Here is a 26,768-nt window from a genome sequence, read left to right as displayed (position 1 = left end):
CGGGGCAGCCTGTTCGTCATTCTGAATTCGTGGTTTATGCCTTTTTCTTCTTCGACTTGCCTTGCTTCTCCGCTGGCGCGGCTTTGGTGCGGCCTTCATTCCGCGCCACTTCTTCGGGTTCGGGAATACGGCCCTGATCGTTGGTCTGCTCGATCCAGGCATTCAAAACGGAACTGAGGCGCTCGCGTGCGGTACGGTGCTCGGGCTGGTTTGATTTCGCGAGATTGTGGATCTCATACGGATCCTCCTGCAGATCGTAGAGCTCCTCCTCGGGCATGGTGGGCGCGGCGAGAACAGCCTGGACGGGAGTGAGCTTGTCTTGTGCGGCGAGTTCCTTGATGAGGTTCCACACAGGATACTGCTTCTCCTTGTAGGCGTTGTGCTGGAGGAAGGGGCGGTCGGGGGTGAAGTTGCGAATGTAGCGGTAGCGCGCATCACGCACGGTGCGGAAGCGGAACACCGTCATGTCGCAGCGGTCGCGAGCGCCGAAAACGTATTCGCGTGGTGGCTCCGCATTGACGCCCATGAAGACCTGACCCTGCATGCCCTGGGGTTTGGCGATGCCTGCCCAGGCAAGAGTGGTGGCAGTGAGGTCGATGGACATGAGGAGGCGATCACTGACTTTGCCGGCTTCATAGCCGGAGGGTGCGGGGAAAGCAGAGGGCCAGGCCATGATGAGCGGTGTGTTGAGGCCTTCTTCGTAGCAGAACTGCTTGGCGCGGACGTGGGCGGCGCCGTGGTCGCCCATGAAGCAGATGACGGTGTTTTCCATGAGGCCGTCGCGCTTCAGAAGCTCCAAGACTTTGCCGATCTTGGCATCGAGTGCTGTGGCAGCATCTAGGTACTGCGCCCAGTCTTTGCGTGTGATTTCATGGTCGGGATAGTAGGGCGGGATCTCCACCTTGGCGGGGTCTGCGTGAGGCGGGCCGTGGAAAGTGCGGTGGGTCTCCTGAAAATTGAGCTGTGCGTAGAAGGGCTGGTGCTGTTTAATGTCGTCCCAGTTGGAAGAGTCGAAGGGCTTGGCGGGCTCTTTAAAATTCCAGTCGGTCTTTCCGGTTCCTTTGAATCCAGCCTCTGCGGGGAGGTCTTTCAGGTTGGCGGTGAAGTAACCTGCCTCGCGCATGCGCTGGCTGATAACTTTCACGCCTTCGGGGAGGGTGTAACCGTCATCACGATGGGAACGGTGATTGTGCGCGCCGATGGTGGTCTGATACATGCCGGTGTTGAAAGCAGAGCGGCTGGCGGAGCAGACGGGTGCGGTGGTGTAGTAGCGAGTGAAGCGCATCCCTTTCGCGGCGAGGGCGTCGAGCACAGGAGAGGAAACTTCCTTGGTGCCGTAACAACCGAGATGCGGGCCGAAGTCCTCGGCGATAAGCCAGAGGATGTTGGGGCGTTTTTCTTCGGCGTGGAGCGCGGTGGCAAGGAGAAGGCTGAGAAAGGCGAGAAGTCGGATCATCCGCACAGCATGACTAAGGATGCCCCTCCGACGCAAGAAAGTAATTGCATCAAGCTTCGGCTCATCGCCCACCAGCCTAAGCTTTATCGCATCATTTTCTGTGTCTTAAAAATGATGCGCTCCTCAAGCGTGTCCGCAAACTTGTCAGGATGCAGGGGGTTGGACCAGTACATGAGCGAGCGATAGGCCTCATAGCCACCTTCCAGCAGCACGCGTCTGCTCGGAATGTAGGCGAGGATGTCATTGCTGTAGCCTGCAACCCACAAGGCTCCCGGCCCCTTGAATTCGTTCTTCAGGCGCAGCGAATAATCCACACACGTCTCACCGCTAAGCGCCACGAAGGTCAGATCATGGCCGAAATGCACCACCTGAATGGGGTAGTCGTAGTGGTCGCGCAGGCCGCCGTTCTTGATCGCATACAAGCGCTTTTCATCCCACTTGCGCTGATAGACTTCGTAGCTTTTTTCATACCCTTCGCCCGTGCTCAGCCGTTTTTCGATCTGGTCTGCCGTAGGAGTGGACTGGTAGTCGAGTTGTGTGGTCTGCCAGTCAATGCGCAGCGGGCCATGAATGGGTTTCGGCTTTGCATCCAGCGCAGCCTCCACCGCTGTGGCGAGGCTTTGGCCGTGGCGGAGGCTGAATATCGGACTGAAACGGGGATAGGCATTTTGATCGCCACCGCAGCCCATCATGAACAATGCGATGGTGCCTGGATGGGCCTCCTCGATCAACTGCTGCGCATGTCCTGCATAGTCACCGTGCCATTGCTTGATGCTCATCGAGGTATTGTGGCAGGCGTAGCCAAAGACGATGGCGCTCAGCCTGCCAGCAGCCGTTTGAACCGTCAGCACGGGAACATCATGATCCACCACGCCCTCGGGATTCGGACTGTTTAAGTAGGGATCGCCCGCTGGTTTTTCGTTCTTCAGTCTGCGGTTCATGGCAAATCCGCAACGCGCATGGCCATAACTGACAGTGGCCGGCTCCACCTGCTGCAAGGCCTCGCCGATAATGCCGATGATCTTGTCCTTCAGCCATGCGTTGTAGCGCAGGCAGCGCTCTTTGCGGAGAGGATCGGTGAAGTTCATGAATTCCAGCTCCGTGTAGCGCAGTTCCGGGCCACAATGCGTGTGCGAGCAGTTCAGCAGCAGCGCCTTTTCAGGGAGACCGAACTGGGTCTTCACGGCCTCCGCCACCGCATCCCGGAGTTGAGCCGTCACCTCCACGAGATCAAGCGTGACCATGACGAAGCGCTGCCCCTGCGCATCCTGAAGCGCCAGCGCCTTTGCGTGGAGTTCCATGGCAGTGCCCTCGGCAGGAACCTCCCGGTTTGCGAAACCGGCGAGATACATCGGCTCTGTGGGTGTGATCACCGTGCTGGCGGCCGCCGCTTTCCATTCGGGCGTCTGTGCCGAAGTCTGGAGAAAGGATGCGAAAACGAGGGCAAGGATCGGGAAAGCAGGCTTCATGACTGGAATCATACGCATCGAGCAAAGCGGATATGCCAAGCCGATGTTTGGAAGGACAGGATTCGCTTTTGATGAAGCCGGCGATCCTTGTTTGAGCGCTTACTCGCGCTTGCTCAGCAGATATTTCAGCAGCTCCAGGGCCTTGCGCTCGGGCATGGATTCAAGCAATCCCGGCGGCATGATCGATGCGGGGAGTTTCTGGCGGTCTTTGAGGTCGGCCTTGGAGATGATGACGGAGTCGGTGACGGTGCGGGCGGTGATGGCTGTGTCGGTCTCCTGCTCGATGACACCGGAGATAACGCTGCCGTCTTTCTTGGTGAGAATGTGGAGCTGGAAGTTGTCGCCAACGACAGCGTTGGGATCGATGATGTTTTCGAGGAAGTAGTCGAGGCCGTTGCGCCAGGAGCCTGCGAGATCGGGGCCGAGCTTGCCGCCGACGCCGTTCATCCCGTGGCAGACGGCGCAGACTTGTTTGAAGGTTTCTTCGCCTGCTTTGCCATTGAAGGCCCAGAGGGGTGCTGATTGGTAGGCCTTCTTCAGTTTGGCGATGCTGGCTTTGGAGGCTTCGCTGGAGTCGTTCACTTTGCCCCAGGTGGCATCGAGGAGGGTGTTGATCTCGGCGTGGTTCAAATTGCGCATCTGGCGGATTTGCAGGGAGCTGAGGTGCTTCTTTTCAAAAGTGCCCTCCTTCACGGCGGTGAGGAGTGGCAGGGCAAGTTCGGCGCGGCTGGTGAGGGTGCCAAGGGCAGCGCTGCGGTCGGTGTCGTTGAGTTTTGTGAAGCGGTTTATGAGGGCGGTAGCTGTGGCGGGATCGCTGGAGCGAGAGAGGAGAGGGATGACGGCGCTGGTGAAGTCGGGGTGATCGAGGAGCTTGACGAAGATGGGGGTGGCTTCGGGGTCGTTGACGCGTTTGAGGAGATCGAAGGCGCTGCGGCGCTGAGGGAGCGGCTGGGATGCATCGGCGAGGATGCTGCGCATTTTGGCGAGAACGGTTTTGTCTCCAAAGAGGGCGGAGAGCTGATCGGAGGTGGTTCCAGGGAACTTGGCTTGCAGTTGCGGCCAGGCTTTGGGCATGGCGGCTTTGGCTTCGTCCTTCATGCCGAAGGCGAGGATTTTGAGATCGCGCTCGGTTTGGATGGTGGGGATCAAGGCCTCGCGGCCTGCGGGAGTCGTGGCGGCGAACCAACGGATGGAATCGGCCAAAGATGGCAGAGGGGTTTTGGCGGCGAGGGCGAGGCCGCGAGGCCAGTCTTCGGCGATGACGCGGCCGAGGCCGAACCAGATCATCTTGGGGAGGAAGCGGTCGTCTTTGTCCTCGGCATGCATGGCGAGTGCGGAGGCGACTTCCCACGCTGTTTTGGTGTCGAGATTTGGCAGTGCGGAGGCGAGGGCGAGGCGGACGGTGGATGAGGGGTCGGTTTGGGCGAGTTTGAGGAGGGTGGCGGAGGTGAGCTTGGGTTTGCCGGTTTCTTCGGTGGCGAGCTGGATGGCCCAGGAGCGGACGATGTCGTCAGAGCGCTGGAGCGCCGCCTGCAACATCTCCTCTGTGAGCTGATCAATACCATGCGTGATCCACAAGAGACGCAGCACATAGGCGTCGCTGGCATGATCTCGAATGGACTTCGCCATCGACTTATCCGGGTCGATAGGACGAATGGGCTGAACGGCGGATTTTTCAGCTAGTAACCGCATAGCGGTTCTCCAGTGCCAAGCGTTCGGCTTCATACATTCCAGCAGGAGAGAAAGCTCGCTCGACTGATCCAATTCCGTCTTTGCACGCTGATAAGTAGGCTTCCACGAGATGCGGTAGATGCGGCCGTTGGAGCGGTCCCATTTTTCGTCTTCGGGGTTGTGGCAGTGCTGGGTGTCGGTCCAGTCGATGACATAGACGGCACCGTCGGGGCCGGTTTGAAGATCGACGGGGATGTAGTCGGGGGCGGGGCTGTAGAGGAGGTCGTAGCCGGCGTGAAAAGTCTCGTATCCGCTGCCGGTGCGGACCATGTGCTGCTGATTGATCTGATGGCCGTGGAGATTGTGAGTGAAGAGGTGGTTGCGGTAGATGGCGGGCCAGTTGTCGCCGTTGTAGATCAGTGTGCCGACGTGCGAGTGGCCGCCATAGACGGCGGTGGTGCCGGGTTTGCCGGCGCCGCCTTCGCCGCTGTCGTAGCGTGCGGAGGCGGGGAGGAAGTTTTGCAGATCGGGCGCGAAGTCCGGTGCGGTGGCGGAGATGAAGGGGGCGTATTTGCTGTTTCCCTGATTCCAGAAGTGGCCGTTGCGAATGGCATTCGTGGTGCCACCTTTGCCCCAGAAGCTGCGGCAGTGCGTCATGAAGAAGTGGCCGTTGCTGTTGTAGTCGAGGCCCCACTGATTGCTGCCGCCGCTGCAGAAGATTTCGAAGACGTGGCGCACGGGATGATAGCGCCAGACGCCTGCATTGAGAGTGGTGCGCTGGTCGTCCGGTGTGCCGGGTTTGCCGATGAGGGACTGAGTGAAGACACCTTGATTGCCATAGAGCCAGCCGTCGGGACCCCAGGTGAAGCTGTTGAGAGTTTCGTGGGTGTCCTGGTAGCCCCAGCCGTCGAGGAGGACCTGTTGTTTGCCGGGGGTGTCGTTCGCGTCTTTGGGAATGAAGAGCAGATAAGGAGCCGCGCCGATCCACACGCCACCGAAGCCGACCTCGATGCCGCTGACGAGGTTGAGTCCTTCGCAGAAGACTTTTTTGGTTTCGAAGGAGCCGTCGCCATCGGCGTCTTCGAAGATGCTGATGCGGTCCTTCCCCTGCCCTTCGGGCTGGCGATTGGGATAGCTGAAGGCTTCGGCCACCCACATGCGGCCGCGTTCATCGAAGCAGAAGGCGATGGGCTGGCGAATGTCCGGCTCTGCGGCGATGAGCTCGACCTGAAAGCCGTCCTGCAATTTCATACCAGCAACGAGTTTTTGCGCGGCATCATTTTTGATGCTGGTGGGTTTTGCGGAATTGGGCAGGAGGTGCCAGAGGACGGGGCTTTCATCTCCACGCTTTGAGCGATCCGCGCTGATGCTCGGAGCTGCGATGGCAAAAGTGGGCTTTTGATCGTGGAAGACGAAGTCGTCGAAATTGACATGACCCCAGCCGGCTTTGGATTGATCGATGATGCGGATGAAGATGCGTTTGCCGGCGACAGCCTCCAGATTCACGGCGACGCGCTTCATGTCTTCCTGCTGCGCGGCACTGCTGCTGTGGATGATTTTGCCGGTGGCTTCTTCGACAATCTCGACGCGCTCGGTTTTTGCATCGGCGGCTGCGCCAATGAGGAAGCTGGCCCAAGGGTGGGAGGCAACGAAGCTGGTGGAGGTGAGGGTGCCGGTGCCTTTGTCGCCAGTGCGCTCGTAGCCGCCGAGCCAGAATTTGCCGGCGTGCTGGGAGTTGCCGCGTTTGCGGATGGCGACGGTGTCGCCTTCGACAGGCTGCTTGTCCCAGGCATCTCCTTCGGCTTTCCAGCCGGAGAGAGTGCCGGTTTCGAAGCCGAGGTTGAGATCCGCGGGTGGGGGGATGGAGGGGACGTCTGCGGAGGGAAGATTGCGGGCAGGCTGCGCAGCCCCGAAGGGAACGCCCGCATCACTACGCAGGGGCATGGCGGTTTTGCCGAGGTGGGTGAGCTCGATGTTGCGAAACTGCACTTTGGCCGGGCCGGGGCCGCTGTGGAGCTGGAAGGCGATCTTGCCGCTCCACTCGGCGGCCTTGGCTTCGTGATCGTCAAGCACGCTCATGAGGACGTCATTAACGCGAACCTCCACGTGCGAAGCGGTGGCGGTGATCTGGTATTTGTTCCAATCGTTCGCCTTGATGACGCTTGCGAGACTCTTTGGCTCGGCGAACACATCTGCCCAGCGGCGGCCATCGGGCGCGATGCTGACGCGTGAACCGCGCTCGACGAGCAGCGCTCGGCCATGCTCATCGTAGATGCGGCCGAGCCAGACGGCACCTTGATCGAGATCAGCCTGGTAGCCGCTCGCGTGGCCGTCCGGGCTTCGCTGGCAGCGGTACTGGATGCCGGAGTTGGCACTGGGGCCGCCGGTGATGCGGAACTCGACGGTGAGATCAAAGTCATGAACCTCGCCGTCCCAGAAGATCCACTCGTTGCCTTTGAGCTGCTGGCCGGAAGGAATTTCGCCGGTTATGGCTCCGTCCTCCACCCGCCAGTGCTCGGCTTTGCCGGACCAGTGGGAGAGTGTCTTGCCGTCGAAAATCGAGTCAGCGTGAAGCAGCGGCGCGGCGAGCAGGAGGGCGCAGAGAAGTTTCATGGCGGTTGGAGCAGGGTTGGCGACCCTGCTTATACAGCCGCAGGACTCAGCAAGATACAGACATGATTTTGGTCGAATCGGTCATGCACGTCACTTTTTCAGAAGGCCGTTCACGAAGGTGTCGAGGGCCTTCGTGGCGGGATCATCGGGGAGGCCGAGATCGTCGTTGAGTTTTACGTGACTGGTGTCTTTGGCGCCGAAGACGGTGGTCGGCACTCCGGCTTCCTTGAGTGCATTGCCAAGGCGGGCCGCCTGGGCGCTGGTGTCTGGATGCGCGGCCACATGAAGGATGAGGAAGCGCGGGATACTCTTGCCTTTGGCGATGTGGGTGACAGCGGAGAAGTCGACGTGCTTCTCGTGAGTGCCTCCGAATTTTTCGCGATGGCCGTTCACGCGAGGTGGCAGATGATGCACGCGCAGGCGGGTCTCTGCCGTCTCGATGATGGCGGGGACGTCGTAGGTGTCTCCATCCACGGGGACGCAGCCGACGAGGCAGTCGAAGCTTGCGCCTTCAGCCTTCAGATAGCGGTCGTCCGTGCAGATGAGCGCTGCGAGCTCGGCACCGGCGGAGTGACCGCCGACAAGCACGCGCTTCGGATCGCCGCCGTATTCGGCGATGTGTTTTTCCATCCAGCCGAAGGCTTTCGCGACGTCGCGGGTGAGCGTTCCCATGTCCACCTCGGGGAGGAGGCGGTAGTTGGTGGAGACGAAGATGAAGCCTTTGTCCATGAACCACTGGGGCTTGAGCTTGACGTCGGTCTTGTCACCTTGCTGCCAGCCGCCGCCGTGGATCCAGAAAACGACCGGAAGATTCTTGGCGTTTGCGGGAGCGTAGATGTCGAGCACGTGGCGTGCGTGACCGTCATCAGCATACGGGATGCCTGACTTCACTCCCTGCGCGAGCGCGGTGGAAGCAAGTGCAAGGAGGGAGAGGATGGCGAGTTTCATGGTGGGATCTTCAACGTGGCTTGCGGGCGCTTTTATACCGTCACCCGTGTAGCAGATGAAACTCCATGCTTTTTTCTCAGCGCATGCGCTTCGACTCAAAGTGTGTGCCTGCAAGCGCCTGCTTCACGAAGACGCCCCAGAAAGGAGTGGGTGTGTAGTCCCAGTCAAGCAGCACACGCGGGGTCGCTTTCGGATGGAAGCACCAGGCAGTCCAGTGAAGGTGATGCTGCTGAATAACGCCGAGCATGTCGGGAACCCAGGTGGCGGGGTTTTCCTGGCGCTCCGGTGGCAGGAAGTCCATGGGCTGAGTGTCCGCGCCCACCTCGCCGATGAAGATGGGATACTTGGCGGCGGCATCCAGAAACTTTCCCTGCCAGTCGCTCTTCCATGGATAGACATGGCTGGAATACATGATGCCATGGCCGCCATGGTCATCGAGAGCGAAGCCGTCCAAGATCCCGCCGAGGTCATAGCCCCAGTCAAGACCTCCAGCGATGATGAGGTTCTGCGCCCCGGTCTCGCGAATGACGTCCACCAGCCTTTGCATGCCGATGGACTGAAAGCTGACGAGCGCCTGCTTGTTCTCCGTGGCGACATCAGCGCTTTTCTTCTGGTCGGTCACAGGGCCGCCATCGCGCCAGACCTTCCATGGGATGTCGTGCGGTTCATTGAGGAGCTCAAAGATGACGGCGGGATGGTTTTTGTATTTCTTGGCCACTTCCTGCCAGAATTCCGCGTGCTTCTCCCGGGGTGCTCGGTAGTCATGAAGATCGAGCACGATGTAGGCGCCTTTGGCGGCACAGGCATTGACAGCATCTTCGACGAGCTGGCGATAGCGCATGCCACCGTCATTTTGATAGGGTCCCTTCCCCGCATAGAAATGCTCACGCAGGCAGAGCCGGATGCAGCTGGCCTTCCACTCGGTGAGGCCGGTCTCGATGGATTTTAGAATATTTTCACCACCGGCAGACCATTCCATGCTGGGCAGCGCGAGACCTTGCAGCCAGACTGATTTGCCCGCAGGTGTCTGAAGCTGATTTCCCGCGACATGCAGAGGTGGAGGAAGCTGCTCGGGAAGCGCCACGGGCACCTGAGGCTTGGGCTTTGGCAGTGCTGCGATGCGCGCGGCCTCTTTCTCCGCGGCGGCGGCATCGGCGGCATCAATGATGCTCACGGGGATGGGCGTGAGCGCGATGTCATCAAAGTCGAGCTGGCCGCTTTCCGCTTCAAACAGGGTGAACAACAGCTCAAGCGTGGCCGCGCCATCAGGCACACGGAACTGCTGCGTTCTGCTTTTCCAGTCTTTGGCTGTTCCGGTAAAGGTGGGCGGCTTCGGCGAAGGACTCACCGCCTCCTTCGACGGCCCCTTGAAGTTCAGGATGATCCGGCCGTCGAACCAGGCTTTCCTGCCTCGCTTGATGCCGTCGTAGCGCACCTTGTAGCTGAGTTCGAGCGCCTTCACATCGGGCGACAGCGTCACAAAGCGGAAAGCCGTCACGTTTGCCCCGGGCTTCGGACTTTGAAGGCGGAGAAAGTGATTGCCGCCCTCCTGCTGCCAGGTGATGTGCTCATTGGCAGGCCAGCTCGCGGGAAACCCCGCATCATTGCCGGCCTCAAAGTCGCCATTGGGAAGCAGGCCTCCGCTGGCAGCGAAGGCAAGAAGTGGCGTGGCGAGGAAATTGAAGGCGAGTTTTCGGATCATGAGCGGCTGAGAGGTCAGTTGCGCTGCAACTGAGCAACTTTCGCGACATCGCGCAAGGCGATGACTTTGCAGCCCTGCTCTTTCAGGTGCTGCATGTAGCTCTCAAACTTTTCCGGGTCTGTGTTCACCCAGGGGTGCTTGATGTCGGGGACGCCGTGGAAGGTCATGACAGCGATCTTGCCGTCTTTGGCCTGGGCGACGGCGGCTTTGAACTGCTCCAGTGTGCTGTCGGGCTTGCCGTCGAAGGCTTGTGGCAGAGTGAGGGGATCATCCGTAGCGGGTTCGTAGGCTCTCGCCCCGCCTGCACGGGCAAACTGGTAGCCGCGCTCGCGCAAGAGCTTCACGGCGGGTTCGCTGGTCTGGTATCCGGGATAGCAGAAGCTGACCGGCTTTGGGATGCCGTATTTGGCGCATTGGAGTTCGATGAACTCCACGTCTTCAGCGAGCTGCTCGGGCTTCTGTTTGGACACGCCGGCGTGCTTGCGGGTGTGGTTGCCTATTTCAAAGCCGTCTGCATTCAACTGCTGGATCTGCTCCCAGGTCATGTAGTGCTCTTTGTCCACGAGGAACTCGAAGCCTTCGGTGATGAAGAAGGTGGCGCCGAATCCGTGCTTCTTGAGCAACGGCGCGACGAAGGTGGCGTGACTCGCCACGGAATCATCGAAGGTAAGGACAACGATGCGCGGTGGCACGACCTCCGAAGACCACGCAAGCGTGAGGATGAACGAGGCGGTGGCAAAAGCGATGGAGATGAAGGCAGCTGGAGAGCGCATGGGGTGCAAAAGTGGAGGGAACTAATTCGGAAAGACAACAGGACTGCCTTGGCTGTTTTCAGTTCTCACAGCGAAAGGAATAGAGATCGGCATCGGTGATGCGGAAGCGGAGGCGTATCGGCTTGCCAATCAAGTCATGAAGGCTGCCGCTGTTTTTCCAGGTCACGGCTCGCCGAATTTCGTTGCCGATGATTTTGTCGCAATCACCTGCTGCAAAGCCAGGGAGGGGCCTGCCGGCTGCATCTAGAAGCTCCACCTGGATGCGGCCTGCGGCGGAGGTCCAGTAGTTGAGGACGAGTTTCTCCCCGCTGAAGCGGATGGGTTTGGTCGTCATCGTGCCGCTTTGATAACCGGCGTGGATGGAGGCGAAGCCATCGGTGCGCAGGGAGTAGCGGCGAATCTGATGCGAGGGGATGCCGTAGTTGGTCGAGACGTAAAATGACATCTCCTCACCGCTGGTGGGAACGATGCCCATGGAGGCAAACAGGCTGCGGGCGTGCCAGGCGCCGCGTTCCGTGCCGGGGCGCACGAAGGCTTCCATGAAAGTGCGGTCGTAGGTGATGCCATCGCGCGTGGACATGAGCATGACATCGCCGATGGAGTTGGCGATGGCACGCGTCTCAGTCTTGTAGGCTTCCAATTCCGCACGTGGAACGACTTCTTCGCTGATCATGCGATGAGGCATCGCGATGAGGATGTGAGGCGCGCGGAAATAGGGCATGGTGGCATTGGAGTAGAGATTGCGGACTTTCTCATCGCCGCTGAACTGCATGCGCACGGGCTCTGACCAGGTTTTGAAATCCTTCGAAGTGGAGCGGGCGATGGTGCGATACGCGTCTCTGGGCTTGGGCTGTCCAGGGGTGCCCCCCACACTCCAGGCGCGCATGTAGATGGCGTAGCATTGCTCGGCAGGTAGCCAGCTTACGACATTGAGAGAATCCAGTTTGTAGCCGTCGAAGATGATTTCCTCCGAATAGCTTTTCCAATGGATGCCATCGGGCGAAATGAAGCGGAGGAGACCTTCTTCCCGTCCGGTGCCAGAGCCTACGGCCTTGTAACGTTCTTCCGCTGGAATGCCGGGACGGTCATCGAGCATGGCAGTGAAGTTGACAGACGTGCGGCGTGGGGTGGGACCCAGGATGATGTTGTTTTCCGTGCTGCCTTCAAATGAGACGAGGCCCAGCTTTGGCTTCACCCATGTTTTGCCATCCTGGCTCTCGGCGTAGCAGGTCACTTCGGTGCCCGGCTTTGGGATGCCTGTCTCAGATTTGGTACCGCCCCTGTAGTAGAGGCGGTAGGTGCCGCCGTCTTTGAGCACGGTCATGTAGGCGGCAGAGAAATTTCCTTCCCAAGGATTGGTGAATGTCAGGCTGATCTCCTCGGGCCGTGGCTGGGCGATTTGAAGGGTGGTGCCATCCATGGTGTCGATGAGGGCGCGATCCACGAAGATCTCCAGGCGGTCGCCGATGTCTGTAACAATGTCCGCGGCGCGCGAGTTGATGATCGATACGAGGAGCGTGAAAAAGAGCAGAAGCTTCATCGGGAATACATGTCTGGCATGGGTATGCTCCCGCAATCACGGTTTGGCGGGTGCAACGTCGATCATCAAACCGCCGAGCTTGGGGGCATCGTGCATGTAGAGCAGGCGACCGGGACTGATCTCGCGGATGCTGGTGTAGTTAAATCCAGTCTTGTCCGAAATGACGTGATGTGAAGGCCACGTCTTGCCGCCGTCCAGGCTGAACATGAGGCAGCTTGCGGGGCGGCCATAGCTGCAGGCGAGAATGCCGTTGCTCATGAGCACGAGATCGGGAAGGACTTTGCCCACTTCGAGATCCACAGGCTGGCTCCATGTTTTGCCGCCATCGTGGGAAAACATCTGCCGCATGAGGGAATTTCGATCTCCGCGAATGACGGCAGTTTGTTCAGTGGCGCTGAGGCGCACAACGGCAGGCTCGCCACCAGGACCAACGGTGGAGAAGTACTTCCAGGTTTTGCCTTCGTCCATACTGCGCAAGAGGTGGGACCAGCGCTCGGTGCTGTTGCGGCCGGTAGGGAGCTTCACCGATTTGCGGCTCCACACAACCATGGTGATGCCACCATCGTCGTCGTTCCAGATGTGGCGTTCGCAGATGGTCTGGTCGCTTTTGGATTCGTTGGCATATTGTTTGGGAAGGATGATCTCATTGTCGATCATCGTGAAGCTGGTGGCATCTTCATTAAGCCGCACCGTTTTGCCCATGACACGGCCGTCAGGCTGGGTGCGGGTCCAGCGTGAGATGCCGAGGATGCTGCCATCGGGACGGCGGAGGCAGGGGAGCGGTGTGGTGTCCACCTTGTCGAGACCGGGAATGGGCGTCCAAGTTTTGCCGGCATCGGTGGATTTGAGCAGGCCATAAGGTTCGTAGAAAGCATCCGGCCCCTGGGCGACACTGGTGAGCAGCAGGCCTTTGCCCATGTCATAGAGATAGGGCCGCGTTTGTTTCACCTCTTCCCGAGGGATAAGCCATGACTCGCTGACGGTGAGTTTGACCGGATCGGGCGGCAGAGATGCGCTGGCTTTGCGGACACCGAGTTTGACTGACGACCAGATGGATTCGCCTGTTGCTGTCTTCGCGCTGGACCCGAACTGGATGAATGGCTCCGGTGAATCCGCGGGCTTCCAGAAGGCGTTTTGACCGGTGACTTTCTGCACGCCGTCCACCCACATGCTCATGTCCGTGTCACGAATGACGAGACGGTAGGTGTGAAACTTGTCCGCTGTATCCATCGGGATGAAGCGATCCGTGAAGCTCGTGGCTTGGGCAGGAAAGAGGACCAGGCCTTCCTGATGTTTGCCATCGCTGACTTGAATCATGACGGGAGCGCCATCGCGCCAAGGCCAGAGAGAGGTGGCAGGCTTCTTCGCCTGCGAGCCTGTGATCGCACCGGTTTTCACGGTGGCCTCGACGACGATCTCATCGCCGGGATTAGGTTTCCACGCGGCGCGGAAGTGGCCGAACTCCTTGCCGTCATCCGTGAGGCGAAGGCCTTCGGGCTCGACCTGTGCATTGACCTTGCCGACGGCACTCCAAGGTGAAGCGGGCAACGATTTGCCGTCATACTGGACGAGCCAGGTGACGTCATCGGCAGCACTGAGGTGACCGCTGCATGCCGCAGCGGCCAGGGAAAAGAGGATGATTTTCATGACCGTCAAAAAGGTCCGGTCACTTCTTTTTGGCCTTATCAGCCGCGGCTTTGGCTTTTGCTTCTGCAGCCTTCTTTGCCGCCTCCGCAGCCGCTGTTTCGAGCGGTGCCCATGCGGCCTTGGCTTTGTCGAGTTCCGCAGCATTGAGACCCAAAGCCTGCAGCACCCCGACGGCCATGAGCTTGTTGCCCTCCACATTCATGTGGACGCCATCGCTGGTGAGTACTTTTTCATTCGGCTTGTTCTCGGCCTTGATGCGGTCCTGAAACATAGCGTTCAGATCAGCCAGCGGGATCTTCTTTTCCTTCGCGAGTTCACAGAGGAAGGCGTTGTAAGGAGCAAGCAGTCCGTTCTCTTTGCTGGCGAGATTTTCGTGAATGACGGTGGCCGTGAGCATGACGGGCTTCACTCCTGCGGCCTGGGCCTGATCGATGATGGCGGTGATGTTGTTCTTGTAGGTGCCGCGGGTGGCGACCTTGTCATCGTAGGTGCCGCTCTTGGCCATGGCATCGTCCAATGGCACACCACGTGGGCCATGCCACACGTCGTTCACACCGCAGCTCAGCGTCATCCACTGGGGCTTTTTGCTCAGCACATCCTTGTCGAGACGGGCGAGCATCTGATCCGATTTATGACCGCTGATGCCTGCAGGAACGGCTTCGGCTTTGACGCCGTTCGCTTCCAAACCGGCGATGACGAGGCGCACATATCCGGCGGGATTGCCCCAGCCGCCTGCTGTGATGGAATCGCCGAGGAAGGCAATCTTGTCACCGCTCTTCACGGCGATTTCGGCCATGCAGAGAGGGCTTGAGCTGAGGGCGACAAAAGCGGTGGCAAGAGTGCAAAGTCGGAAGGTGGCGGCGAGTTTCATTCGGGCAGGTGGTTGGTTAAAATGACGTAACGTGTCAGGCAAACGAACCACCGGGCACATCCTTTCGTGCAACAGGCCTCCAGTCACTGCAGCCAGCGAACTTTGTACGGACGGGCGTCTTTGAACTGAATGGTTCCAGAAGGTTCCAGCAGGCGGATCGCCGTTCCCCAGGAACTGATCACTATGCGTCCAGTTGACGGGTGCACGTCCACCGATTTGATCCCGGCTTCTTTTCCCAGGAGCGTGTGTGGTTTGAAGCTGTTTGTTTCACGATCAAACAACTGCACGGTTTTCTCCGTGGTGATGATGAGCTCATTCGTTCCGGGCACCGGACGCAGGTCGTGGCCGTCCTTGTCAGGCAAAGGATAGGAGCTTTTGAGTTTTAGCAAAGGCTGGTCGCTCTCCCATGCTTCGAGGGTGTAGGCGCGAAGTTCGTCAAAGCCCAGCGCCCAGAGACACTGGCGCTTTTCGTCCCAGACGAGGCCATGTGCTGAATGCAGTGGCGTTTTGAAAACAGGAACCGTGGAGCCGGACAGACTGAAGACTTCCAGATGATCGCCACTAAGGGAGCTGGCGACGACGATGCGATCATGAGGCAGCAGGGACAGGGAGTGGGCATTGCGCGCCCGTGCACGCCAGAGCAGACGATTCGTGGCGCGATCGATCAACGCGCAGCCGCCATTGGAAGCGCACACCAAGAGCTTCGCGCCGTTTTCCAGCGGCTTGCATTCGTCGAGGTGATTGAAATCGCGGCGTGCTTCTGCTGGAAGATCCGCGGCATCTTCGCCGCTCCAGCGCCAGAGCTTTTTGGCGGTGGCGCCATCGGTGTCGACGATGAAAACTTCATTGCCGCCAGCACAGACCAACTCCGCAGACATCGCGTGGATGGTGAAGAAGCATAGGACCGAGGCGATGAAGCTGCGGATCATGGTTTGAACACCGCAATTTCCTTCGCCGTGGTGACATCCCACTCCCGCAGATTACCGTCCTGATCGCCGCCGAGAATGACATCGCCGGACTTCGTGGTGGCAAGAGATTGCAGGAAGGCGGTAGCTCCCGCGAGTTGTTTCACTTCACCGCCGTCGCTGGTGATGAGGCGGAGCTTGCTGTCTCCCGCGCTGGTGGCGATCTGGTCGGCCGCACCGAGGTAGTGCACACCGGTGACTTCCTTGTCCCAGCCATCGACGCTTTTGCGGCGGTCACCCGTGACCCAGTCCCAGACTTTGACGACGTTGTCCGCGCCACTGCTTGCGAGCAGGCGGCCATCGGCACGCCAGCTCACACCGAGCACGTGGTGCGTGTGGCCTTCAAACACCTTCACAACCTTGCCCGTGCTCAGGTCGGTGATGCGCACGGCTTTGTCCGCGCCGCCCGAGGCGAGGAGTTTGCCGTCGGGCGAAAAATCGAGCGCAAAGACGCTGTCGAGATGACGCTCGGCATACTCCTTCGTCAGCTTTCCCGAGGCCACGTCCCACAGGGTGATGTCGCCGCTGCGGGAAGGCTCGCCACTGCCGATGGCGAGCGTTTTGCCATCGGGGGAAAAGGCGAGGCTGTTCGCACGGTCGCTGATCTGGGACTTGCCATCGCCGGTACCGAGGACGCGTTCGAGAGTCCAGGTGATGGCGGTGCTACCTGGAAGGATGGGTTTGCCGTTCACTGTGCTCCAGGCGAGGGGCGGGCCGCTGTCTTGTTCGGCGATCAGTTCGAGGCCGTTGGCGGAAAATTGAAGCGCCTTGGCGTGCTTGAGACTGGTGGCGGGCGTCTTGGCCAGAAGATCACGTTCCGCGTTGGCTTTTTCCGCCTCCTTCTTCACCACTTCCAGGCGGGCTTTGGCGTCGGTGACAGACTGCTTGGCCTTGGCCTCGTTCTCGGTGACGAGCTTGATTTCATTGGTCGTGTCGGTGATGGCGGATTCCGCGCGGGTCAGCGCTTCCTGGGCGAGTTTGAGGTCGGAAGCGGCCTTCGTGACTTTCTCCTGCGCTTCGGTGTTCTTCTTGGTCAAAGCCTCGTCGGGTTTGTCCTGGGGAACCTTGGCGAGTTGATCAGCGATTTCCTTCGCGGCCTTCTCCGCGGCTGCTTTCGCGTCCTCCTTGGGCTTGATGTCCTTCTTCTTGTCTTCGAGCGCCTTCTTGGCGAGATCGGCGAGTTCCTTGGCTTTCTTCAAACGGTTGCCCTGCTCGGTGGCGTCGGTCTCGGCCTTCTTGATGGCTTCATTTTGATAGGTGACTTCAAGCGCGGCTCGCACCGCAGCGAGATTGCGCTGAGTCAGCGCCTGCTCAGCAACGATATCGGTTTTGATGAGGGCGATCAACTTGCCGCCGGCCGTTTCGGTCAGCTTGATTGAATTGTCCGCCTCCTGCGCAGCGGTGAATTTGGCCGAAGGTGCGAATGCAGGAGCAGCGGGCGCACCGCGTTTCCAAATTTTCACCTCACGAAAACTTCCCGTGGCGAGATGGGTGCCATCGGGGCTGAAGGCGATCGACTGAACCAAGTCCCGATGGGCCACACCGGGCTGCTTGTAGAGGCCGGATTTGAGCAAGGTTTCATCCGTCAGTTTCGTGACCAGGCTGTGAGTGGGCAGATGATAGATGCTGATCTGATTGGCACGAGCGGCGGCGGCATAGTCACCGCTGGGTGCCACGGCCACAGAATAAATCGTCTGCAGGCCGGCGGGCAGAGGCTGCCATGAGATGACGACCTCCTGTTTAGCGGAGGCCTTTGCGCCCTGGTCGATCCATGCTTTGAAGAGCGCGAGCTGTTCAGGGGTGAGATTCACGGCACCGACCTTGTTGCCTTTCGGCGGCATTTCAGAATCCCAGGTGTGGGCCGCGGCCTGATACATGACGCTCTCCGCGCCTTTGCCAGGGATGATGCCCTTGTCGCTCTCGCCACCTTTGGCCATGAGTTCGGGTGTCTCCATGTTGAGACCGCCCTTGGTGGTGGTCTTGTTATGGCAGGCGATGCAGTTGTCCTTCAGGAACGGGCGGACTTGTTTGTCATAATCGATGGGCTCGGGATTCGCGGCCATGATGAATGACGAAGGCAAAATGACGAAGGGGAGGATGAATCTCATTTCTTTGCGACCTCCTTCACGCGGATGCGGATGGGATTGGAATAAACGATGAAAGTGGCTTCTTTGGCTGCGGCCTTGGCCGTGAGATCTTTAACGAGCGCCGCGGCAGCGGTTTTGGCGGCATCCGCGGTTTTGAGCGCTGCCGTGGCGGTTTTTACAAGCTCAGCCTTGCTGGGTGTGGTGTCGGCGTTGGCAGTTTCGAGCTGCTTTTTGGCGGCGGCCTGGGCATCGTCGGCCTTTTTGGCCTCGGCCTCGGCCGCATTGAGTTCCTCGACACCGCGCCGCACTTTTGTCTTCGCGGGGCCTTGCAGGATGAAGCCGTAGTCGCCCGGGGCGAGTTTGAGAGCTTTGACATCGAGCGTGAATTTGCCTGCTGCTGCTTTCGCTGCGATGTCGGCTTCGGGAGCCTTGGCGGCGTCGATGAGACCGAGAGCTTTGAGCTTGAGGGCCTCGGTGAAGTCAGGTTGGCGGGTGACTTTGAGAGCGATGTCCAGCTTGCCGTCCGCCGCGACTTCGAGGATGTCCGTCTTCTCGGTCTGCACGGATGCCGGGCCGGGCTGCACGCTGACGCCGAGCGAAGGCGCGCCGGCGCTGCGGTAAAGGATGTTGTCCTTGGTGGCGTCCGCCACGCCAAAACTCACGTAGCGGCTTTGTGGAATGCCACCAATAATGCTGGCGCCCGGAGGTGCGTCGGCACTGGCCTGAAAGGCGATGTAACCCAGCGACTGGCCTTTGCCGATGAAACCACCGAGGCAGGTAACACCCGGAGGAAGCTTGTCAGCTTTCAGTTCGACAGGCTCGCTGAGAGAGTTGCGATTGGGGACGATGATCTCAAGAGCTGCAATGCCGCCACGAGGGACGTTGGCGCTGCCAAGCTCCGCGCCCTTGGTCTTCGCTCCGGGCAGGATGGGATTGATGGCAATGAGCGGTGCGGGCTTTGGCGCTTCTTTGAGGACGCGCAATTCGTAGGGCTGGGTGGTGGCGAAGCTGTCGCTGATGGAAATACGGAAGGTGCCATCGGCCTTGGCCGTGTAAGCATAGGAAGGGTCTCGGTTCACGAAGGCGATGTCAGGCAGCGGGGTGATGGCGGGAGCATCGGCGACTTCGGCCTGCGGTGTGAGTTTTCCGTCGGGCAGGAGATTCTCGATGACGAGATGCGGATCGGTGGCATGGCCGAGTTGATGGGAATGCACTTCGAGGATGAATTGTTCACCGGCCTTGAAAGCGAGATCAAAAACACGCGGCTGCCCCTGCTCAGGAAACTGATCGCGGATAACATCGCCAATCTTGACGCTGACGGGCGGCCCGGGTTGCGGGCCGTAAGGGGATGCGGAGACGGGAGCGGGCTTCGTTGATCCCAACGTTACACGAAAAGCATAATCATCACCGGTGCGATACATCAGATCATTGAGCCGCAGGAGGTAGGTGCCATCTCCGGGAGGTGCAAAGGACATGGCGCCATTGCGCATGCGGGCGAGTTCTTTGCCACTGGTGCTGGTGATGACGCCGAGAATCTCGGTGCGGGTGTCAAAGCGGCGGCCGTCGAACCGTGCGGTGATGGACTGGCCTTTTTTGGCATCGAAGGTGAACCAGTGGGGTGAATTGGATTTGAAAGAGCCCTGGATGGCGGATTCGAGCGGGACTTTTTGAGCCTTGTCAGGTTTGGCATTCGCTCCCGAGGAAGTGACGGACTCGAGCGTGCTGACTTCAAAGACGCGCGGATTGGAGACGCCGTAACGGCCGACGAAACGGAGATCATAAAGCGCAGGCTTCAGGTCGGCAGGAAGTGCGATGCTGAAAAGATTCGGCTTGAGACTCTTGATGGGGACAGAGCGTTCGTTGAGAAGAACGGACTGAGGGCCGTCCAGGTCAGAGCCGCGCAGGGTGATTTCCAGGGCTTCGCCGGGCTTGCCTCCGAGAGGGAAGATCGAGGTAAGCGCCGGAGTGGGAAAGGTGGCCTGGGAGAAGGCTGAAGCAGCGCAGGCCAGGAAGATGGCGGTGTGAAAGGAGAGACGAGGCATGCGGGCGGGCGCTTAGTGATTGAACAAAAACTCCTTCGTGTTCAGCAATGCCCAGAGGATGTCCTCATAGGCCTCCTTCTTGCCTTTGAAGGCTTCATCGCCCGCTTTGCCTGCGGTCTTTTTGTCGATGTGCGTGTGGGCAAATTTGATTTCAGAGGGATTGGGGTCGCGGCTGAGGGCGATGTGGTAGAGATCGGCGATCTTGTCGTCGTCAGGCCGTGTGTCTTTGGTGAGAGTATCGGCGCGGCCATTGCCACGAGAGAGCTGGGTCTGGATTTCCGCTGCATTCAGCAGGTGCAGGCTCTGAGCGAGGCTGGCCTCCTGGGTGCGTTCGCATTCGCAGGCGCTGGAGGAGTCGGGGCGGCCGAAGACACTGAGGAAATAGGTGCTTTGATTGTAGCTGTTGTCCGGCAGTGCGACGGCGCGGGTGCCGGGAGCCTGACCGGCAAAAGCGGTCTGCACATCGAGCAGCGTATTAACGGAGTCATAGAGGACTTCGGCATTGAGGCGCTTCGGATAGTACCGGCTGAAGTTCTGGCGATCCTTTGCATTGTGCGCATTCGGGATGGCGCTGAGCTGGTAGGTGGTGGAGTTGGTGATGGTGCGGATGAGCTGCTTCAGATCATAGCGGTTCTTCACGAAGTCGGCGGCGAGCGCACTGAGCAGCTCGGGATTCACAGGCGGATTGGTCTCGCGCATGTCGTCCTCGGGTTCGACGAGGCCGCGATTGAAAAAGTGCTTCCAGTACCGGTTCACCAGCGTGTGGGCAAAGAAGGGGTTCTCCTTCTGGCTCATCCAGTCTGCCAGCGCGAGGCGCGGGTCCTGCTCGGGCTTCAGCTTCAAGGCGGCGGCCCCCAGGCTGGTGGGCATGACGGCCTCCTTGGTGCGGATGTTGGTGGTCTGGGCGACTCCACGTTTGCTGAAGATCATCTCCTCACCCGCAAAAGACGAAGGCTTGCGGCTGACGTTGCTGAAGAAGGCGGCGAAGCCGTAGTAGTCCTGCTGGCTCCACTTTTCAAAGGGGTGATGATGGCACTGTGCGCACTGCATGCGGGTACCGAGGAAGAGCTGCGCCACGTCCTCCATCTGCTGCTTCATTTCCTTGACCTGGCGATACCAGGCCACGGGAGGATTCTGGTCGAGATCACCGGAGGCGGCGACGACTTCACGAACAAACTTATCGTAGGGCTTGTTGTCGGCGATGCTGTCGCGAATCCACTGCCAGAAGAGGTAGCTGCCGCGCGCGTAAATGGGCTGCGTGCGCTGGTTGCGCAGCAGGGCGCTCCACTTGTTGGCGAAGTACTCGGCGTATTCCGGGCTGTCGAGGAGACGGTCGATGAGGATGCTGCGCTTATTCGCTTCCTTGGAGGCCATGAACTCCTTCATTTCCACCGCCGTGGGCAGACGGCCGGTGATGTCGAGCGTGACACGGCGGATAAAGGTGCCGTCGTCCGCAATGTCTGAGGGCGGCATGCCGATGGTCTTCAATTTCGCGAAGACAAGATCATCCACGAAGCCGCGCGATGCGGGCAGCTTTTCCACCGGAGCGCCAAGAGGCACGGTGGCGCGAAAGGTGGAGACCTTGCCCTGATAGCGCACCATCACGGCGACATCGCCAGGAAGATCAAAGAGCTGCACACGGCCGGTCTCGCTCGTTTCGGCCATGGCCTTTTCGTTGGCCTCATAGAGGGCGCGCTTGGTGACGTCGCGGGTGCTGCCGTCTGTGTAGTGCGCGGTGACCTTGAGCTGCTGCGCGCCTTTGAGGGGCATGGTCAGCTTGGCTGGCTCGACGCTGATGCTGGCCATCTTTGGATCAGTGTCCTTGCCGTAGGGCATGCCTTCGCGGATCCAGCGCACGAGATCGGCGTAGTCTTCGGAGTTGGGGTCAAGCTTCTTGCCGCCGCCGTGCGGAAGCTGCGCGGTGCCTTTGGTGAGCAGCAGGCTTTGCTCTGCCGACGCTGGGAACACACGCCTGCCACGGGCCTCTTTAACGATGTGCTCATAGTCTTCCTGCGGCTCAAATCCGAGCAGCGAGAGCTTGAAGCCGTTCTGTCCGCCCGACTTTCCGTGGCAGCCGCCCGAGTTGCAACTGCCCTTGGTAAGGATGGGCACGATGTCGTTGGCGAAGTTCAGCGGGCGCGGTGCATCCTCCGCGAAACCAGGTGCGGCAGAGGCCAAAGCGGCGATGAGGGTGAAGCGGGGCAGATTCATGACAGCGAAAACCTACGCGAGCCAAACACACATTTTGTCGTACCAAACTAAGTCTGCGCCTTTCAGCAGCACTTTTTCACACCAGCTCCGGCATCGGCAGATGACCATCCACCAGATACTGGGGCCTGCCCGTGAGGTCGGTGAGGGTGGCTTTCGTCACGTCTATGCCCATCTGCTTGTACAGCGTGGCAAAGACTTCGCCGAAGGCGACGGGGCGCTCGGTGGGCTCGCCGGCAAGTTTGTCGGTGGCGCCGATGACCTGGCCATGGCGCATGCCGCCGCAGGCGAGAAGCGCGGAGGCCACTCGCGGCCAGTGGTCGCGGCCGCCTTTGTCATTGATCTTGGGCGTGCGGCCAAACTCGCCCCACACCACGACGGACACATCCTTGTCCAGGCCGCGCTCGTGCAGATCGCTGATGAGTGCGGTGAGGCCGCTGTCCAGCAGGGGCAGGTCTTCGCGAAGCTGGCCGAAGTTGTTGGAATGGTAGTCCCAGCGGCTGAAGGCGAGCGTGACCACACGCGCACCTGCTTCGACGAGACGGCGCGCAGCGAGGAAATGTTCCGGGAGTCGCGGGCCGCCGTCATCGCGGTTACGGTTCTCGCCTTTGCCGTAGCGCTCGACGATGCGCGGATCTTCGCGGCCCAAATCGAGAGCGTGCAGGAGCTTCGGACTGGTGAGCACATTGAGCGCCTGCTCATTAAAAACGTCCACTCCGCCCATGAGGCCGGTGGCATCAAGGTCACGACGAAGAATGTCAAAGCTGGAGAGCAGGGACTTGCGATCGCGCAAACGATCAAGCGTGATGCCGTGGAGCGACATGTCCTCCGTGCCGCCGCCGCGATTGGGCTGGAAGGGTGCATGCGCCACGCCGAGGAATCCTGGCTCGCCGGTGCGTGCCCATTCCATGTGGCCCATCTTGGGCGCGAGCCCGACGAAGGGAGGCATGGCGGGATTGGTGCTGCCCTGCAATCGTGAGACGGCGGCGCCAAACGATGGCCAGCCGCCGGGAGGCTGCTGCTTGGAGTTGCGTCCGGTGAGGCACTGAAAGGCATCGTGACGCGAGTCGCAGTCAGCCATCGACCGGATGATCGTGCACTTGTCCATCATCTTTGCCAGGCGCGGCAGGTGCTCACAAATCTGGATGCCGGGAACGTTCGTGGAGATCGGTTTGAATTCGCCGCGAATCTCGCCCGGCGCATCCGGCTTCATGTCAAACGTGTCCTGATGCGAAAAACCGCCCGGCAGGAAAATCATGATCACCGCTTTGTGCGACCTGCCTGTCTTTTGCACGGCCTCGGCACGCAGCACATCATTCAATGACAGCCCGCCCATGGCGAGTCCGCCGATCTTCAGGAAGTTTCGACGCGACACACCATCGCAAAAGCCGCCGCTGGGTTGTGAATAGAGATTGAGCATGGCTGGTAGGAAGGCCGCGCAAACCTACGGCCCGAGGATCGGGACTCTTGCCAGACACGCGAAACCAGGGACGTTTGCTTCAGGACATGAGCGGACTGATCGGACACACAATGTATGGCATCCTCGCGGCAAAGGCGGCGAAAGGACGGGGCCTGCCCGTCACGCCCGTCATCGAGCGCCACCTCCCAAGTTTCCTTTGTGGCGCGTATCTGGGCTGCGACATCCAGGTGATGCCGGAGGCTATCTGCGTGGACACCGGGCGCGAGGTGGGCTTTGGCACCGTGCCGCTGGAAATGAGCCCGCTCACCGGCGGAGCGGTGAAGCCCTGGACGCTGGAGCATGAAGGACGAAAATACAGGCCAAAAGAAATCCATGAGCTGTTTTATGGCCGCGCGCATCTGGTGTTCGGCTGGGCGCCACCAGAGGTGAACCTGCGTGTGCCGTGGGACCATCTGGCAGACTACTGTGCGCGAGCGATCCGCGATGACATGAGCTCCGAGCGCGGCCTGGCCTATGCACTGGGATGGATGGTGCACATGGTCGGCGACTCCTTGATCAAGTCAGTGCAGCCGGGCATCCGCATGCATTTGCTGGATGGCGTTTACACCCCGCGAAACCGCATCGTGCAGGATCAGTTCACCTTTCACACGATTGGCGGCGAACTGGGTATCGATTGGGTTAAAACTTTCCGTGACATGGCGGCCACTCCAGTGGAGGCGATCCAGCCGCACTACATGCGCATCGGCGAAAAGCGCGGCAGTCTCGCGCAATTGTTTGATGAGGGGTGGAAGCCTGAGCTGCAGGCGCTGCTAAGCGCTGTGCTGGCAGAAAACCGGCGCTGGCTGCCACACCATACAGAAGATGTGCTGCGCGTGGTGGCGAGAAACAGCGAAGAAGCGAAACGCGTCAGCGGCGGCCTGGAATTTGATAAGATGATCGAGATGGCCGAGAGCGCAGGCATGCGGGACACGCTGGTGGTGATCGCCGAGCAGTGTGCCGACCTGATGGAGCAAACCATCGCGCAAGTACCGCAGTGGCGGGATTTGCCTCGACAGCCTGCGAAAGGCTGGAACAAGCTGAAACACCCATGAAATCCCTCCTCATTTTTTGCCTGGTGCTGGTGACGGCTCTCCACGCGGCAGACGGCAAGCTTATCATCACTTACTTGAACATGCCGAAGCACGGTCTGGCCGTGGTGGTGCAGACACCGGGAGGCCGGACGTGGATGATCGACACCGGGCCGCAGTCTGAACCGTATGATGCAGGACGCGACACCATTGAGCCCTTCCTCAAAGCGCGGGGCATCACGCAGCTCGACGGCATTGCCATCAGCCACCCGCATGGGGACCACTACGGCGGCGCCATGTGGCTGCTCGACCACTTGCCCGTAAAAACCTTTGTGGACACCGGCTACACGGCGCGCGGCTTCACGCTGGCTTACAACCGCCTCCGCCAGCATGCGCAGGAACGTGGGGCAAAGTACATCGCAGCAACGGAGGGTGACAAACTCGACTTTGATCCTGCATTGACAGTCGAGGTGCTCTCTCCGCCAAAGGCCATGCACAATCTGGACACGGACCCTGCCAAGATCACCGAGCACGGCCTGTTAAACACGAACTCCCTTTTCCTGCGCATGCAGCACGGACAGAACGTGCTCTTCTTTCCCGGAGACGCCTATGGCACAGGCCAGCGCTACGTCCTGGAGAAGACGCCGGCGGAGAAACTTAAAGCGGCAGTGGTCACGGCGCCGCATCACGGATTCAACACCCATCCCGAATTCGCCGCCGCGACCCGTCCGAAGTTCGCGATCGCTTCATGCCTGGATTTTTACGCCGGCAGCGAGGTGCCTTCTCCGGGAGAGAAGCTCAAGAAGCAGTTTGAGCCGCTGGGGACGCAGGTGTTTGTGACTGCATGGAATGGAAACATTGAAATCATTTCCGACGGAAAAGATGTGACAGCGAAGACTGAGAAATGATACCAAGGATTCCGTTTTTCTTATTTATTGCTCATGAGCTCCCCGAACTTCGACATCCTCGCAAAAGCGCCTCTGTTTGTACATCTGGCCATCACCGGCGTCACCTCCGGGCCAACCCGGGTGGATTCCGCCCGTTTCAATGAGCACGTCGAAGCGTCGGGCGACCCGAACGCGCGTGTTTGTGTTTACACCGAAGGGCTGCAGCATCTGGCCACGCACTTCCAACGTCTTTATTCAGAGCTGACCGCCGCGACTGACACAGCACCGGTGATCGAGGCGATCCAGGCCGAGATGCAGCAACTGGCTCCAAAGGACAAGATGCAGTTTGTCCTTCACCTAGGACGTGTGGCGGCAGCCGCTGTTCGGGATGAGAGCGGCAATCCTGTGCCCGAGCGTGTTGAGATGGCCGGGCAGCTGGAGGAAATGTTCAAGTTCATGCCCTACGGCAAAAACAACGAACGCTTCACAGACGGGCTTCAGGTCACATCTTACTGGCCCGGCGTCGATCCCGCGCTGCAACGCTTTGCCGAAGCCGAACTGCGCCAGCTTTCCTCCGTCTATGCCTGCCTGTACGCCGCGATGAACGGCTGCCACGGCGGGGAGCTGGGGGAAGAGCGCAAAAACGCCCTCAAGCACTGGCTCATGGCAGGCTACACGCCAGGCATGGAAGCATGCGCCGCACATGCACTGCTGCGTTACTTCGACCAGCTTTTCTGGCTCTCGTTTGCGGAAATCCAGTTTGAGGAACTTCCCAAGCCAGTGTTTGTCAAAGGCCACGCCCTGGTGGCACAGAAATTTAACACCGCCGAGCAGGCTGCCTTCACACAGCACCTGCACAGCCTGGCCGCCGCGCTGGTGACAGCGGATTCACCGCCGATGGCCCGTGACACGCTGGCCAGCATCCTTGCATTAATGCAGGGCCAGGACGTGGAGATTTCCAGCGGCGGGCTGCCCGAAGGCGAGTGGGACATTCTGAGCATGGGGCTCGTCGCCAGCTTTCTGCTGGTGGCTGCCGCTGACGGCCATGTGGGTGACAAGGAATGCCAGACTTTCGCCGAAATCATCCAGGTGGTTTCCGAAGGCGTGCCAACCAGTCTCATCCTCAAGTCCGCGGCCCGGATTCCAGATCAGATGCACATTCTCTGGCCTGCCGTCACCGCTCGTGGCGCTCATCCGCCCATGATGGTTGCCGAGGCCGTGGTGCTGGCCGCGGCCAAGTTTGGAGAAGAGGACTTCAACCTTTACCGCAAGGTGGCCCTGGCGATCGCGATCAAAACCGCCGAGGCAGAAGGCGGCGGCTTCCTCGGCCTCGGCTCCAAAATCAGCAAGGAAGAGCAGAAGGTGATCGACGGCCTGAAGAAGCTGCTCGGCTTTGCGTAAA

17 protein-coding genes are annotated in these 26,768 nt (G+C 59.9%); 3 read left to right on the top strand and 14 right to left on the bottom strand.

The features are described from left to right. Positions 1-34: 34 nt before the first annotated feature. The 14 genes from ACILSR_RS07560 to ACILSR_RS07495 form a co-directional block, all read right to left on the bottom strand. Entirely contained in the window at positions 35-1,456 is a 1,422-nt protein-coding gene (locus ACILSR_RS07560) for a sulfatase (RefSeq protein WP_395749135.1), read from the bottom strand. 83 nt (positions 1,457-1,539) lie between these two features. Beyond that, a complete protein-coding gene (locus tag ACILSR_RS07555) occupies positions 1,540-2,925 on the bottom strand; it encodes a neutral/alkaline non-lysosomal ceramidase N-terminal domain-containing protein (protein ID WP_395749134.1) in 1,386 nt (461 codons plus the stop codon). A gap of 99 nt (positions 2,926-3,024) precedes the next feature. Further along, the gene (locus tag ACILSR_RS07550) at positions 3,025-7,209 is read right to left on the bottom strand and encodes a PVC-type heme-binding CxxCH protein (RefSeq protein ID WP_395749133.1); all 4,185 of its coding nucleotides are present in this window, start codon (positions 7,207-7,209) and stop codon (positions 3,025-3,027) included. A 90-nt stretch (positions 7,210-7,299) separates the two neighbouring features. Continuing rightward, a complete protein-coding gene (locus tag ACILSR_RS07545; RefSeq protein WP_395749132.1) occupies positions 7,300-8,157 on the bottom strand; it encodes an alpha/beta hydrolase in 858 nt (285 codons plus the stop codon). Between the two features lie 76 nt (positions 8,158-8,233). Then, complete coding sequence (locus ACILSR_RS07540) at positions 8,234-9,859, bottom strand: glycoside hydrolase family 5 protein (RefSeq protein WP_395749131.1); 1,626 nt, start codon at positions 9,857-9,859, stop codon at positions 8,234-8,236. A gap of 14 nt (positions 9,860-9,873) precedes the next feature. Further along, entirely contained in the window at positions 9,874-10,632 is a 759-nt protein-coding gene (locus tag ACILSR_RS07535) for a polysaccharide deacetylase family protein (protein WP_395749130.1), read from the bottom strand. A 58-nt stretch (positions 10,633-10,690) separates the two neighbouring features. Further along, positions 10,691-12,172, bottom strand: a complete 1,482-nt coding sequence (locus tag ACILSR_RS07530; RefSeq protein WP_395749129.1) for a hypothetical protein — start codon at positions 12,170-12,172, stop codon at positions 10,691-10,693. 36 nt (positions 12,173-12,208) lie between these two features. Next, complete coding sequence (locus ACILSR_RS07525) at positions 12,209-13,819, bottom strand: exo-alpha-sialidase (protein WP_395749128.1); 1,611 nt, start codon at positions 13,817-13,819, stop codon at positions 12,209-12,211. 19 nt (positions 13,820-13,838) lie between these two features. After that, positions 13,839-14,690, bottom strand: a complete 852-nt coding sequence (locus tag ACILSR_RS07520; protein ID WP_395749127.1) for an SGNH/GDSL hydrolase family protein — start codon at positions 14,688-14,690, stop codon at positions 13,839-13,841. An 83-nt stretch (positions 14,691-14,773) separates the two neighbouring features. Beyond that, positions 14,774-15,619, bottom strand: a complete 846-nt coding sequence (locus ACILSR_RS07515) for a DUF6528 family protein (RefSeq protein WP_395749126.1) — start codon at positions 15,617-15,619, stop codon at positions 14,774-14,776. Continuing rightward, positions 15,616-17,763: a c-type cytochrome domain-containing protein gene (locus ACILSR_RS07510; RefSeq protein WP_395749125.1), complete on the bottom strand. Its 2,148-nt coding sequence runs from the start codon at positions 17,761-17,763 to the stop codon at positions 15,616-15,618. The genes ACILSR_RS07515 and ACILSR_RS07510 overlap by 4 nt, the downstream gene beginning before the upstream one ends. Beyond that, positions 17,760-19,784: a hypothetical protein gene (locus ACILSR_RS07505; RefSeq protein WP_395749124.1), complete on the bottom strand. Its 2,025-nt coding sequence runs from the start codon at positions 19,782-19,784 to the stop codon at positions 17,760-17,762. The genes ACILSR_RS07510 and ACILSR_RS07505 overlap by 4 nt, the downstream gene beginning before the upstream one ends. 12 nt (positions 19,785-19,796) lie before the next feature. Further along, complete coding sequence (locus ACILSR_RS07500; protein WP_395749123.1) at positions 19,797-21,995, bottom strand: DUF1549 domain-containing protein; 2,199 nt, start codon at positions 21,993-21,995, stop codon at positions 19,797-19,799. Between the two features lie 76 nt (positions 21,996-22,071). Continuing rightward, positions 22,072-23,412, bottom strand: a complete 1,341-nt coding sequence (locus ACILSR_RS07495; RefSeq protein WP_395749122.1) for a DUF1501 domain-containing protein — start codon at positions 23,410-23,412, stop codon at positions 22,072-22,074. Between the two features lie 86 nt (positions 23,413-23,498). Between ACILSR_RS07495 and ACILSR_RS07490 the strand changes: the two genes are divergently transcribed. Genes ACILSR_RS07490 through ACILSR_RS07480 form a run of 3 tightly spaced genes read left to right on the top strand, consistent with a single transcriptional unit; the run spans position 23,499 to position 26,767 of the window. After that, positions 23,499-24,503, top strand: a complete 1,005-nt coding sequence (locus ACILSR_RS07490) for a hypothetical protein (RefSeq protein WP_395749121.1) — start codon at positions 23,499-23,501, stop codon at positions 24,501-24,503. Further along, positions 24,500-25,387: a ComEC/Rec2 family competence protein gene (locus ACILSR_RS07485; RefSeq protein ID WP_395749120.1), complete on the top strand. Its 888-nt coding sequence runs from the start codon at positions 24,500-24,502 to the stop codon at positions 25,385-25,387. Before ACILSR_RS07490 ends, ACILSR_RS07485 begins: the two co-directional genes overlap by 4 nt. A 33-nt stretch (positions 25,388-25,420) precedes the next feature. Continuing rightward, positions 25,421-26,767: a hypothetical protein gene (locus tag ACILSR_RS07480; RefSeq protein WP_395749119.1), complete on the top strand. Its 1,347-nt coding sequence runs from the start codon at positions 25,421-25,423 to the stop codon at positions 26,765-26,767. The last annotated feature ends 1 nt before the right edge of the window (position 26,768 follow it).

Origin of the sequence: Prosthecobacter sp. (genome assembly GCF_044222565.1) — a bacterium.
Classification (GTDB): domain Bacteria; phylum Verrucomicrobiota; class Verrucomicrobiia; order Verrucomicrobiales; family Verrucomicrobiaceae; genus Prosthecobacter.
This window is presented reverse-complemented; position numbering and strand designations above follow the sequence as displayed.